Annotated in this window: 10 protein-coding genes; 3 read left to right on the top strand and 7 right to left on the bottom strand. The window is 70.7% G+C overall.

Annotated features, from left to right (window positions below; all coding sequences use genetic code 11):
* Positions 1–5: 5 nt before the first annotated feature.
* From C8E87_RS20800 to C8E87_RS20785, 4 genes are all read right to left on the bottom strand, one after another.
* Positions 6–1,415, bottom strand: a complete 1,410-nt coding sequence (locus tag C8E87_RS20800; RefSeq protein WP_133874644.1) for a basic amino acid/polyamine antiporter — start codon at positions 1,413–1,415, stop codon at positions 6–8.
* 67 nt (positions 1,416–1,482) lie between these two features.
* The gene (gene nhaC / locus C8E87_RS20795) at positions 1,483–2,958 is read right to left on the bottom strand and encodes a Na+/H+ antiporter NhaC (RefSeq protein ID WP_243755153.1); all 1,476 of its coding nucleotides are present in this window, start codon (positions 2,956–2,958) and stop codon (positions 1,483–1,485) included.
* Between the two features lie 27 nt (positions 2,959–2,985).
* Positions 2,986–4,239, bottom strand: coding sequence for an arginine deiminase (locus C8E87_RS20790; protein WP_133874642.1), 1,254 nt, complete (start codon positions 4,237–4,239; stop codon positions 2,986–2,988).
* Between the two features lie 131 nt (positions 4,240–4,370).
* On the bottom strand, positions 4,371–5,489 hold the full coding sequence (locus tag C8E87_RS20785; RefSeq protein WP_239079837.1) for a S1C family serine protease: 1,119 nt from the start codon (positions 5,487–5,489) through the stop codon (positions 4,371–4,373).
* Here C8E87_RS20785 and C8E87_RS43770 point away from each other — a divergent pair.
* Positions 5,482–5,640 carry a DUF1269 domain-containing protein gene (locus tag C8E87_RS43770; protein WP_166661204.1) on the top strand — a complete coding sequence of 53 codons (159 nt, stop codon included), beginning with the start codon at positions 5,482–5,484 and terminating at the stop codon, positions 5,638–5,640. The two genes, C8E87_RS20785 and C8E87_RS43770, sit on opposite strands and share 8 nt — an antisense overlap.
* Before the next feature lie 38 nt (positions 5,641–5,678).
* Here the strand turns inward: C8E87_RS43770 and C8E87_RS20780 are convergent, their stop codons facing one another.
* Complete coding sequence (locus C8E87_RS20780; RefSeq protein WP_239079836.1) at positions 5,679–6,257, bottom strand: HdeD family acid-resistance protein; 579 nt, start codon at positions 6,255–6,257, stop codon at positions 5,679–5,681.
* A gap of 312 nt (positions 6,258–6,569) precedes the next feature.
* Between C8E87_RS20780 and C8E87_RS20775 the strand changes: the two genes are divergently transcribed.
* Positions 6,570–9,164, top strand: coding sequence for a winged helix-turn-helix domain-containing protein (locus tag C8E87_RS20775; RefSeq protein WP_133874641.1), 2,595 nt, complete (start codon positions 6,570–6,572; stop codon positions 9,162–9,164).
* Between the two features lie 89 nt (positions 9,165–9,253).
* Here C8E87_RS20775 and C8E87_RS20770 read toward each other — a convergent pair whose 3' ends face one another.
* Positions 9,254–9,568: a hypothetical protein gene (locus C8E87_RS20770; RefSeq protein WP_133874640.1), complete on the bottom strand. Its 315-nt coding sequence runs from the start codon at positions 9,566–9,568 to the stop codon at positions 9,254–9,256.
* 91 nt (positions 9,569–9,659) lie between these two features.
* Positions 9,660–11,279 (bottom strand): serine/threonine-protein kinase, encoded by a 1,620-nt coding sequence (locus tag C8E87_RS20765; RefSeq protein WP_133874639.1) that lies wholly within the window; start codon positions 11,277–11,279, stop codon positions 9,660–9,662.
* Positions 11,280–11,396: 117 nt separating this feature from the next.
* Here C8E87_RS20765 and C8E87_RS45635 point away from each other — a divergent pair, with 117 nt between their 5' ends.
* Complete coding sequence (locus C8E87_RS45635) at positions 11,397–13,166, top strand: CocE/NonD family hydrolase (RefSeq protein ID WP_243755152.1); 1,770 nt, start codon at positions 11,397–11,399, stop codon at positions 13,164–13,166.
* Positions 13,167–13,346: the final 180 nt, after the last annotated feature.

The raw sequence follows: 13,346 nt of genomic DNA, 5'->3' as shown, positions 1-13,346 counted from the left end.
CCGGTTCAGATCGCGATCAGGCCGGTCCACAGGCCCACCACACCCGTGATGCCGGCGGCCACGACAAGGGCACACAGCGCGATCTCGACAGGGCTGAAGATCCGGCGCCCCCGTTCGCTGCGCGCCTTGACGTACAGCAGGGTGGCCGGCGCGAGGATGACCGTCGACAGCAGCAGGAACTTCAGGCCCGCCGCCTCGAAGAGGAACACCGTGTACGCGGTCGCGATGCCCCCGATTATGGTCTCCTTGCGACGGGTACGGGGCTCCACGTCCTCGTACGCCTCACCGGTGAGTCCGAGTTTCAGCGCGTACGCCGCAGCGAGGAAGTACGGGATCAGCGCCAGGCTGGTGCACAGGTCGAGCATGAAGTTCAGCGCGTCGGTCAGGACGAACGTCGCGACCAGCAGGCCCTGGACCGCCAGCGAGGTGATCACCAGCGCGGTGATCGGCGTCGCCTTGTCGTTCTCGCGGCCGAGGAAGGCGGGGAAGTCCTCGTTGCGGGCCGGAATGAACATCACCTCGGCCGCCATCAGGGTCCAGGCGAGATAGGCCCCGAGCACCGAGACGATCACCGCGATGCTGATGAACCAGCGGCCCCAGTCGCCGACGACGTGCTCGAAAAGGCCGATCATCGAGGGCTGCCGGGTCCCGGCGATCTGCGGCTGGGCCATCACCGAGTAGCTCGACAGCGTCACCAGAGCAAAGATCGACAGCACGCTGAGGAAGCCGATGACGGTCGCCCGGCCGACGTCCGCGCGCCTCTTGGCGTAGCGGGAGTACACGCTCGCGCCCTCGATGCCCAGGAACACGAAGGTCGTGATGATCATCGTGTTGCGGACCTGCTCGTTGAGGTTGCCGAGGTCGCCGTAGCCGGTCGCGGTCCAGTTGTCGGCGAAGATTCCCGCGTCGAGGGCGACGAACAGCACAACGATGAAAACCAGGATCGGCAGGATCTTGAAGACGGTGACGATCCGGTTGATCACCGCGGCGTCGCGGATGCCGCGCGCGATCAGGTAGTGGAACAGCCAGACGCCGATGGTGGACACCGCCACCGACAGGACGGTGTCGCCGTCGCCGAAGCCGGGGAACAGCCCGCCGAGGGTCGCGGTGATGAACACCCAGTAGAAGGTGTTGCCCGCGACCGCGCTGGCCCAGAAGCCGATCGCGGAGTTGAAGCCGACATAGTCCCCGAAGCCGGCCTTGGCGTAGATGAAGACGCCGGAGTCGAGGCTGGGCTTGCGGATCGCGAGGTTCTGGAAGACGAAGGCGAGCATGAGCATGCCCGTACCGGCGATGGCCCAGGCGATCAGCGAGCCGAGGATGCCCGTCGCCACGCCGAAACGCGCCGGCAGCGAGAACACGCCCGCGCCGACCATGCCCCCGACCACCATGCCGGTGAGGGTGGGCAGGCTCATCTTTCCTGACGTTTCCACCGGCGGGTCGGTCGAGGCGTCCGGGGCCGAAGTGCTCGCAACCGGTGTTCTATCGACCATCGTCAGGCACTCCCTCTGGTGATGGGCCGAGCGGTGCGGGCTCGACCTTCTCGATCTTGAAACCGGTGAACCCGTACAGGACGCTCAGTGCCGGACTCGCGTAGCAGAAGATCGCGAACGGCAGGTAGAGGAGGGCCGAGACGCCCAGAGTGGCGCCCATGAACGCCCCGCAGGAGTTCCACGGCACCAGCGGAGAGGTGACCGTGCCGCTGTCGGCGGTCAGCCGGGACAGGTTCGTCGGCGCGAGGCCCCGCCGCGCGAACTCGGCGCGGAAGATGCGCGCGGGCAGGACCAGGGCGATGTACTGGTCACCGGCGACGACGTTGAGGCCGAAGGCACACGCGAACACGGTGAGGAACAGCCGCCCGGTGCTCTTGGCGGCGGCGATCATCGGGTCGATCAGCCGCGAGATCAGCCCGAAGCGCTCCAGCAGCACCCCGAACGTCACGGCTCCGAAGATCAGCCACAGCGTGTACAGCATGCTTGCCATGCCGCCCCGGGAGACCAGCCGGTCGACGTCGGCGAGGCCGGTGTCGGCGTGGAAACCGGTGGCCATCGTCAGCCAGGTCGCCTTGATCGATTCCAGGACGACGTTGCCCTGGCCCGCGACGAAGTCGGCGATGACCTGCCGCTGGGTGAACGCCGCGAGGAGACCCGCGAACATCGCCGAAGCCAGCAGGGCCAGCGACGCCGGCGCCTTGCGCACCGAGAGCACGACCAGCAACAGCAGCGGCAACAGGTTCACCGGATTGATCCAGAACAGCTGGTCGAGGTCGGCCAGCTCCGTGGCGGTGGAGACGGTGTCGTCCACCTCCGGCGCCTTGAGCAGGCCCAGGACGAAGAAGGCGACCAGCGCGATCAGGAACGCCGGCACCGACGTCCAGACCTGCCGTTTGATGTGCTCGCGTGGGTCGACGCCGGCCATCTGGGCGGTGAGGATGGTGGTCTCGGACAGCGGTGACGTCTTGTCGCCGAGGTAGGCGCCCGAGATCACCGCTCCCGCGGTGATGGCAGGCGAGACGCCGAGCAGGGTCGCGATGCCGACCAGGCCGACACCGATCGTCGCGGCGGTGGTCCATGAGCTTCCGATGCTGAGCGCGACGATCGCGCAGATGATCGCCGAGGCCGCGTAGTACCACGACGGCGAGAGCACCTGGATGCCGTAGTAGACGAGGGTCGGGATCGTGCCCGACAGGTTGAAGGTGCCGATCAGCGCGCCGACGGCCAGCAGGATGAACATCGCGCCCGTCACCGAGGCGATCGCCTCCTGCCCGGCGCTCTGCACGGCCGCCCAGTTGTGCCCGTTCTTGAGCGCGATCAACGCCGCGACGGCGGCGCACACCACCAGCGCCACCTGGATGGGCCCGTCCAGCGCGTCCAGCCCGAACAGCAGCAGGGAACTCGCGATCAGCACCGCCAACGCGATCAGCGGCACCACGGCGTCCACAAGCGACGGTCTGCGCACCGCCGGAACCTCGGGCTCGGCCATGGCTCAGAAGTCGACCGGGTCCCGCATGATCGGGCAGGTCATGCAGTGCCCGCCGCCGCGGCCACGACCGAGTTCCGCGCCGACGATGGTGAGCACCTCGATCCCCGCATCTCGCAGCACCGCGTTGGTATGGGTGTTGCGGTCGTAGGCGAACACCACGCCCGGCGAGACCGCGACGACGTTGTTGCCGCTGTCCCACTGCTGACGTTCGTTCGCGTACGCGTCCCCACCGGTGTCGAGCACCCGCAGCCCGGACAGGCCGAGTGCCTCGGCGACCACGTCGGCGAACGGGTGCTTCTCCTCGGTCACCTCGACCGGCTCCTTGTCACCGGGGCGCAGGCTGAACGTGTGGATGTTGTCGACGATGTCGCGGTACGCCGTCGCCACGTCGCGATCGGCGAACGTGAACACGGTGTCCAGGTGCATGGCGGCGCGCAGTTTCGGCATGCCGGCGACGATCACCCGGTTGGCCGCGCCGCGCTCGAACAGCGCCGCGGCGAGCTGGGTGATGCCCTGCCTCGTCGTGCGCTCGCTCATGCCGATGGCCACGGCGCCGTTGCCGATCGGCATGACGTCGCCGCCCTCGACGTTGGCCAGGCCCCAGTCCTGCTCGGGGTCGCCCCACCAGACGGTCGAGCCGGCGAAGTCGGGGTGGAAGAGGTAGAGCGCCTTGTACAGCAAGGTCTCGTCGTGCCGGGCCGGCCAGTACAGCGGGTTGTAGGTCACCCCGCCGTAGATCCAGCAGGTGGTGTCCCGGGTGTACAGGGTGTTGGGCAGCGGCGGCATGAGGTACTCCCGCACCCCGGTCGACTCGCGGGCCAGCGCGACATAGCCCGGCCGGAAGTCGCCCGGCAGGTCCGAAGTGGCCAGTCCGCCGATGAGGAACTCCGCCAGCTGCCGGTTGTCGAGCCCCTCCAGGAACTCGCGGGTGGCGTCGACCAGGCCGAGACCCACCTCGTTGGCCGTGACCTTGCGGTCCAGCAGCCAGGTCTTTGCCTCGGCGATCGCCATCGTCTCGGCGACCAGGTCGTGCAGCTCGACGACCTCGACGCCGCGTCCGCGGAGCTGGTCGACGAAGTCCGCGTGATCCCGGCGGGCGTTCTCCACCCACAGGACGTCGTCGAACAGCAGCTGGTCGCAGTTGCGCGGCGTCAGCCGGGAATGAGCCAGTCCCGGCGCGCACACCAGAACCTTGCGCAGGACGCCGACCTCGGAATGGACCCCGTAGGCAGCGGAGGTGGCGGGCGTGGTGGTCACGGCGATCTCCTCGCGGAACGCGGCAGTCGGCGGTGGCAAGGGCGGCCGTCGCCGAGAACGTCATGGTCGACTGTTGCGCCTGCCCTTACGGAAGACCTCACCCTCGAAGGGTGAAACGGGCGACCATGCGGTCACGGTGGGTTGCTGCCGAGGGTGAGGGTGGTCCGCTCGGAGGCGCCGGCCCGGGCGTACTCGACGGGAATCCGGTCGCCCGGCCGGCCGGTCAGCGTCGCCAGGAAAAAGCTGTCCGAGCCGGTCATCTCCCGGCCGTTGACCGAGGTGATGACGTCGCTGGGTCGCAGACCGGCCTGCTGCGCCGGACCGCCGGGACTGACCGCCTGCACGTACAGGCCGTGGGGCACGCCGAACCGGTCGGCCAGGACCGGGGAGATCGGGACCGCGGCCACCCCCACGTACGGAGGGCTGAAGGCGCCGTGGTCGATGAGCTGGTTGGCAACCACTGTCGCCTCGTCGGCGGGAATGGCGAAACCGATGCCCACGCTGCCGCCGCCGGGTTCCCCCGACCCGGTAGGCACCGTCGCGATCGCAGTGTTCACCCCGACCAGCCGGCCGGCGCAATCGACCAGCGCCCCGCCCGAGTTGCCGGGATTGATGGCCGCGTCGGTCTGGATCGCCCCCGGCAGCACCGCGGTCAGGCCACCCTCGGCGGGAATCGGCACATCGCGGCCCAGCGCACTGACGATTCCGCTGGTCACGGTGCCGGAGAGACCGAGCGGCGAACCGAGCGCCACCACCGGCTGCCCGACCCGCAGCCGTCCGGACTGCCCCAGCTCGATCGTCGGCACGCCCTCCGGCAGGTCGGCCCGGACCACCGCGAGATCCACGCGGGGTGCCCGGCCGACCACGGTCGCGCGCCTGGTCTGCCCACCGCTGAACAGCACGTCGATCGTGCCGGACGGTCCGGCCGGGGAGATCACGTGGTCGTTGGTGAGGATGTAGCCACCGGAGCGGATGACCTCGCCGCTGCCGTTGCCGCCGGCGGACCCGCTCGAGACCAGCAACGTGACCACCGAGGGCAGCACATCGTCGGCGACCGAGGCGGCCGCACACGAGGATGTGGCGTCGTCACCGGCCGCCCAGTAAACGACCGCGCCGCCCAGCAGCCCGGCGACGAGCGCGATGCCGGCCCCGATCGCGGCCAGGGCCTTGATCGGAAGGGAGCCATGGGTGGACCTCGGCGCGGCCGCCGAGGCGTCGGTGTCCGCGCTCGTCATCGGTGGGGTGGCCATCCGCTCACTTTCACCTGCCCCGCCGCCGGCCACCTCGCCCTTGCTGGGTGAATTCGCCTCCGCGATGAAGCCGTTCGGCGGCGAGGTGCTGCAGACCTCACTGTCGGCCGAGGACGAAAAGGAACCGGCCGTCGAGCTCAGCGGTTCCTGATCCTCCTCCGGTGGGGACGAACCGCGCCGCCGCTCGGCTCAGCCCGCCGGTCGGCGCGCGGCGCGGGCCAGTCCGAGGCTGACGGCGGCCTGCGCTATGCCGACCACGATCAACGCCACCGCGCCGACCACCAGGAAGACCCGCAGGCTCAGGGCGGGCCAGACCAGGACCACGACGCCGGCGAGCAGATAGACCGCACCGGCCGCCGCGCGCCACATGCGCAGCGGGTCCTGCGCCCCGGCCAGCGCGGAGGAAAGCTCGATGATGCCGTCCAGCAGCCAGCCGATGGCGACGAAGACGATCAGCAGGACGGCCGACGCGAGGACGTTGCGCATGCAGATGATGCCGACAATCGCGCTCAGGACGCCGAACACCACGCCGAGCACCCTGTACAGCACCGGGTACCAGGACACCACCAGGCACAGGCCGGCGCGGATCAGGCCCGTGACCAGCAGGTTGAGGCCGAACAACAGGCCGACCACCCGGATGGTCGCCTCCGGCCAGACCAGTGCGGCCACGCCGACGGCCACCGTGAGGATGCCGAGCACCGCGGACATCCACCAGAAGCGGCTCTCATGACCGGTGTCCGCGGTGGTGGTAAGCGTGTGCGAGGACATGGCGGCCTCCAGCGTGGTCGAGGACGATGCCCGATACTGTGCGCCTTCCGCCGGGCCCTGGCCTCACTCGATCCGAATGAGCCGCGTCAGGGTGCGGGCTCATGCGCCCGGCCGTCGATCACCGGAGTCAGCCCCTCGAGGCGGGCGATTGGTTCCCCGTACGGGGTCACACACCGTCGCATGTGGAGAAAGGTCCACTATTTCGCCCGCGTTCGCCGTGTCTATGCCGAGAGCGGCATTGAGGCTAGATTGTTAACGTGCCGAGCCTGTCGGGGGCCGCTTTGAAACGACCGGCCGGCACCGGGGGGCTCTATGCACACAGGACTGGATGATCCGCGTTTCCTGGTACCGCCTCTGCCACCACAGCACCTGTCCCGGCCGCGCCTGCTCGACCGTCTCGATCAGGCGGCGCCTGCGGCGCTCACGGTGCTGTCGGCGGGTGCCGGCACCGGCAAGACTGTGCTGCTCAGCGAATGGGCCCGCCGGCGTGACGAGTCGGTGGCGTGGCTGGCCCTGACCCCGTCGGACAACAACCCCCGCCGTTTCTGGCAACTGTTCCTCGAGGCCGGCCGAGCTGCCGGCCAGAGCTATCCGGCCTCGGCCTGGTTCCCCGACGGCACGGTCGAGCTGGTCGACTCGGTGCTCCGGAGCTTCACCGAGCCACCCGCCCGCCCGGTGATCGTGCTCGACGACGCGCACATGCTGACCCACCCGGAAATCGTGGCCGGCCTGGACCGGATCATCCTGCGGTGGCCCCACCACATCCAGCTGATTCTCGCCGCCCGCAACGACCCGTTGCTGCCGCTGCACCGTTACCGGCTGGCCGGACTGGTCAAGGAGTTGCGCGCCGCCGATCTCGCGATGACCACGACGGAGGTGCGGGACCTCCTCGAGCGGCACGGCGTCCGTTTGCCGGACGAGGAAGTGCGGACGCTGGAGGCACGCACCGAGGGCTGGCCGGCCGGGGTGCGGCTCGCGGCGATGCGGATGGTCGACGACGAGCAGCCGAAAGGATTCGTCGCGTTGCTGGCCATGGACGAGGGCAGCATCGGCGAGTACCTGACCGAGGAGGTGCTCACCGCCCTGCCCGAGCAGACCCAGTCGTTGCTGATCCGCACCAGTTTCCTCGACGACGTGACCGGTCCGCTGGCCGACGCGGTCACCGGCGTGCCGGACTGTCGTTCAGTGCTCACGGCGCTGGCCCGGACGAACTCGTTCGTCATCCCGGTGGATCCGGAACGCATCACGTTCCGCTACCACCCGCTGTTCCGGGAGATGTTGCGGCAGCTGGCCCGCAGCCAGTCACCCGGGGCCCAGCAGGAGCAGTACGCCCGAGCCTCCGCCTGGTACCGCGAGCAGGGTGACGTGCCGCGGGCGCTGCACTGGAGCGTACGGGCCGGTGACGGCGCCGCGATCCGGTCGGTACTGGCGCACGGCGGGCTCGCGTACGCGTTCGTCGGCCACCAGGATCTCGGCCCGACGGAGGTGCACCCGGGCCCGCCACCGGACGGAGCCTCGCCCGACGAGCTGGCCGAGTTCGAGGTGACCCGGCGGGCGATCGAGGCGCTGACCGTGGACGCGGCGTCGGCCGAGGGCCGGTACGCCGTACCCGGTCGTCTGCCGATCGATCATGATCCCGAGCTGACGGTCACCGCCCTGGTGGCCGAGATGATGCTGGGTGAAAAGCTCGCGGACTTCGGCGCGGTCGACGTCGCCGCCACACGCCTGCTCGCCGACGAGGATCTGCGGACGTCGGTGGAGGCCGTGCCGGGCCTGCGGTCCAGTGCTCTGCTCGCTCAGGCCCGCGCCCGGTTGGGTGCCGGCCGGGTGACCGAGGTGGATCAGCTGCTGCGGCGGGCGATGGCTGCCCTGCCGCCGGACGAGACACCGGTCGTACGGCTCGCGGCGCTTTCCCTGATCGCGTACGTGAGCGTTTCGGCACGTCCCCGGCACGCCGACGAGGCCATCGATCAGGCGGAGGTGTTGCTGGCCGGCGATCGTGAGCTGGCCCGGCCGGTGATTCTGGATCTCGCCGTCGCCCGCCGGGCCCACGTGCGGGGAAATCTGACCGAGATGGACCGGGCTCTGCGCCGGGCGCGCGCCGCCGGTCCGGTGCACGCCGGTATCGGTCAGGCGGCCGCGATGGCGTACGCGCAGGCGACCCTGCTGGCCGCGCGGGGCGAGCTCGCGCAGGCCCAGGCGCTGCTTCGCGACGACCCGGCGGTGAACCGGACGGCGGTCGGCTTGTTCGGCGTGGTCCGCGATCGTGAGCTGGCCGAGATCGACACCGCCCTCGGCCGGCCGCGCTCGGCGTTGCAGCGCCTGCATCCCCACCGCGACACGGCGGAAGGGCTGGTCGCCCAGGTCGCCGCCGCGCGGGCGTATCTGGCGCTCGGCGAGCTGGATCGGGCGGCGGCCTCCGTCCGTACGGTGATCACCACCCCGAGCCCGTACGTCGATCGCCTGCTGATGGTCGACGCGGCGCTCTGCGATGCCGAGATCGCGCATCGCCGCGGCGAGGAGGGTCGCACCGCCGAACTGCTCGACCGTGCGCTGCAGCTCGCGGACGGCGAGTTCGTGCTGCCGTTCGTCCGGGCCACCCCCGACCTGAAACCGGTGCTCAACCGGCACGGGACGCTGAGGGCCCGGTGGCCGGCGCCGATCACGGGGGTACCGCACCCCGATCCGGCGTTCCCCGAAGCGGAGACCCTTCCGGACGCTCTGACCTACCGTGAGCAGGCCGTGCTGCGGCTGATGGCGACGAGCATGTCGACCGCCGAGATCGCCGAGGAGCTGTGCCTGTCGGTGAACACGGTCAAGACTCACCTCGCCGCCATCTATCGCAAGCTGGCCGTCGGCCGCCGCCGCGAGGCGGTGTTCCGTGCCCGGCAGCTGGAACTGCTCTGACGGTTCGTTGCTGTCCCGCTCGGCCTTTCGCGGGCAACCGGTGTCATCGTTCGTTCCGGGTGGGACCTGCCGGGAACACGGCCGGTGGGCTACTCCGCCGCGTACCGGGTGGGCGGGAACGGGTTGTCCTCGCTGAGCGGCACGTTCTCGCCCTCGGCCTCCTGCCGGGCGGTGACGCTTTCGATGTCCTGCTCGACGAGGTCGGCGTCCGGGTCGTACGGCACCGGCTCGTCGGTGGCCGACGGCACGTCACCGCGGTCGTAGTCGGTCACCCCGGCCTCGGCCCGCGCCGCCTCGGTGCGGCGAGCCAGCTCGTCGTCGTCGAGGTGGGCGGGGGCGCTGGAGTGGAACCGGCGGTCGCGGTCGCCCTCGGCCGCCTCGGTGTTCACATTGTCCCTGGTCATGTCGTTCCCCTTCGCTGCCGGCCTCTGCCGAGGGCTGTCTACCCCTGTCGGCGGGCTCGATAACCGCAGCGTGCCGCGGATCGCAGCGGGATCACAGCGGTAGCACCACACGCGTCGGCGTCGGCCCGACACACGTCACGGCCACCCGGTAGTTGTTCTGCGCCCCGTTGAACATCACCCGCGCGGTGAAGGCCGGGCCCGGTTCGATCGGCTGGGCGGTGAAACCGTCGGCCGGTTCGTACCCGGTCAGCGTCGCCTTGCCCTGGTCGCAGACCGCGAAGACGGCGCCCCCCGGGGAGTCGAGCCGTTTGCCCGCCGGGGCCACCGGCGCCGAGGGCGACACGACTGTGGAAGGGCTGGGTTCGGGCCCCTCGATCACGCTGGGCGAGACCGCCGGCGGTTCGGAGGGGACCACGGACGCCGCCGGTCCGCTGGCGATGATCGGACCGGGGCCGGGCAGGCCGGTCGCGCCGGAGATCGGGCGGTCGCCGCGGGCGGGATCCGTGGGGACGGCGGCCACGCTGGTCACGACCGCTCCGGGGGCGGCCGGTGGGGCGGCGACCTGCTGCTTTCCGGTCGCTTCGGGGTTGCCGCCGAGCAGCCACGCCAGCAACCCGGCGATGATCACGACAGCGACGCCACCGGCAAGGACATATTTCCCCCGTACGCCGGAGAGCAGGCCCCCGAGCGCATTGGGCCGTCGCCGCGACGCGCGAACTGGCCGGTCGACCACGGTGGCCGGCCACGCCGAGTTGCGGGCCGGGCCGGTCGGCAGGTTACCGGGCATGTTGCCGCGCACCGCCTCCTCCGGCCGGGCCGCGTAGCGCGGGGGCTCGACCGGGGGGACGGGACGGGACACGCGGAACTCGGTGGGCTCGTTGTGATCGCGTACGGGGTCGGCAACCGACGCCGCCTCGGCCGCGTCGGCCAGCGTGGCCGACACCTCGCTCGCGCTGGGCCGCTCGGCGGGATCCTTGAGCAGACAGGCGTGGACGAGCTCGGCCACCGCGGCGGGCACACCGGGCAGATCGGGCAGCGGCTCGGGCTCAACATAGACGTGGGCCTGCAGCATCTGGGTGGTGCTCTCGACCGTCCACGGTGACTCGTGCGCCAGCAGCCGATAGAGCAGCACGCCGAGCGCGTAGACGTCGGAGGCGGGCTCGACCGCGTCGCCGGTGAGCCGCTCGGGCGCCAGGTAGGCCGGGGTGCCGACCAGCATGTCCTCGGGGGCGGCGGGACCGGCCACGGCCGCGATGCCGAAATCCACCACCTTGACGCCGGACGGCGCGATCATGATGTTCGCCATCTTGATGTCGCGGTGGACCAGTCCGTCCTCGTGGGCGGCGGCCAGCGCGGCGGCCACCTCACCGCAGACACGGAAGATCGTGCGTGGCGGCAACGGCCCGGACGACACCCGCTGCTGCAGCGTCGGGCCGTTGATCAGCTCCATCACCACGTACGGCAGGTCGTCGGCCTCGCCGTAGTCGTAGACCTGCGCGATGTTGGGGTGGGAGAGCGCGGCCGCCGCCCGGGCCTCGTCACGAATGCGGGCCCGTGACTGTGGGTCACCGGCAAAACGGCCGGCGAGCACCTTGACCGCGACCGGGCGGCCGAGCACCTCGTCGCGGGCACGCCACACCACAGCCATGCCGCCATTGCCGAGTTCACTCAACAATGTGTAACGGCCGCCGAGCGCCTGCCGAACTTCCACCGTGGCAGTCTGCCAACCCGGCCGGGAAATCGCACATCCGAGTACGGTTCGAATCGCGCTCGCTTTCACATTCCGGCATTGTTTCTTGTTTACCCGCGTATTCGATCAAGGAGCGGCATGGCCAACTCGATCCGGCAACGCCTCGCCGACGCGGCGCTGTCCCGCCTTGTCCGGCAGGGTCCCGCGGCGAACGACTACGTGGTGGCGACGGCCCGCATCCCGATGCGCGACGGCGTGGTGCTGGTGGCTGACCATTTCGCCCCGGTGACCGCCCGGCCGCGCGGGACGGTCCTGATGCGGACCCCGTACGGGCGTGGGTTTCCCGCGTCGGCACTGAACGGGAGGCTGTTCGCGGCGCGCGGCTATCACGTGATCCTGCAGAGCGTCCGGGGCACGTTCGGATCGGGCGGCCGTTTCGTGCCGATGGCGCAGGAGGCCGAGGACGGCCACGACACGGTGGCCTGGCTGCGGGAACAGCCCTGGTTCGACGGGCGGCTGGCCACGCTCGGCGCCTCCTACCTCGGCTGGACGCAGTGGGCGCTGTTGCAGGACCCGCCGCCGGAATTGCGGACTGCCGTCGTCTATGTCGGACCGCACGACTTCCGCGAAGCCGTCTTCGGCACTGGCGCGTTCACGCTCGGCGACTTCCTCGGCTGGAGCGACATGATCGCCCGTCAGGAGGACGGTGGCCTGCTGCGCCGCCTGCTGAACAGCGTCTCGGCCGGACGTCGCCTGCGCCCCGCGCTCGAAGGAGTGCCCCTGCCCGACGCGGCCGACCCCGTGCTGCGCGGTCGTGCACCCTGGTATCGCGACTGGCTCTCCCACCCCGACGGCGACGACCCGTGGTGGCGGCCCTACCGAGCCGGCGACGCCCTGACCACGGTCACCACCCCGACCCTGATCATCAGCGGCTGGCAGGACCTGTTCCTCGACCAGTCACTGCAGCAGTACGCGGCCCTGCAGGCCCGCAACGTGGACGTGGGCCTGACCGTCGGCCCCTGGACCCACCTGCAACTGGGCGTGCAGGGCGCGGCCACCCTGGCCCGGGAAAGCCTGTCCTGGCTCGACGAACACCTGGCCGACGGCCCCGCGAGCCGCAAATCCCCGGTCCGCGTCTTCCGCACCGGGGAACGCCGCTGGCACGAACTCGCCGCCTGGCCGCCTCCGTCGGCTCCCGCCGTCTTCCAACTGCACGCTGACCAAACCCTGACCCTGTCCGCCAACCCCACCGATCCGCCCCTGGAGACAGACCCCACCCCGGCCGGATCCACCCCGTCCTCATCGCGGCCCGACCCCACACCCGCGGCCCAGCCCGGAGTCCGCAGCGGGAGTGCGCGCCCCAACAGCAGCGAGTCGCTCACTCATGAGCCCGCCCCTGCCCCGCCGACCAACGCCCTGATCCGGCCCGCCACCGAGCAGCCACCCCGTGATGCCACCACTGACCAACCTGTTTCCGGCGGCGCCCCGGTCGGCACGCCCCCGCACACAGGCACCGCGCGAAGCGACATCTCGCACGAGGCACGGGGTGTCGCCGCATTGACCGACGGCGTGAACGCATCAGTCGCGCCCGGCGCCCCCGATCAACCAAGCACCCCCACCGAACCAGGCCACAGCACCCCACCGCACAGCGCGAACGCGACAACCACCGCCGCCCGAACGGACGTCGCCACCCCGCCGGGCGACACCAGCGCGCCAGCCGCGCCCGACGCCCCCACCCAACCGAACACCACCACCCCACCCAGCAACACCAGCCCACCAACCACGCCCCACACCCCACCCAACCGAACACCACCACCCCACCCAGCAACACCAGCCCACCAACCACGCCCCACACCCCCACCCAACCGAAAGCCACCACCCCACCCCACAGCACGAATGGGACAATGACGCCCGGCAGCGCCGACCCGTCCGGCGACTTCATTCCGCTTGACGGGGCCAATCTGGAAACGGTTGACACAGGTACTGAACAGGCCGTTCACGACGGCGGTGACACTGGCGCGGGCGGAACCTCGAGCGGGTCCGCAGGCGGGTCCGCGGACGGGTCCGCAGGCGGGTCCGCCGACGGGT

Origin of the sequence: Paractinoplanes brasiliensis (genome assembly GCF_004362215.1) — a bacterium.
Taxonomy (GTDB): domain Bacteria; phylum Actinomycetota; class Actinomycetes; order Mycobacteriales; family Micromonosporaceae; genus Actinoplanes; species Actinoplanes brasiliensis.
Note: the sequence above shows the minus strand (reverse complement) of the source record. Positions and strands in the feature narration are given on the sequence as shown.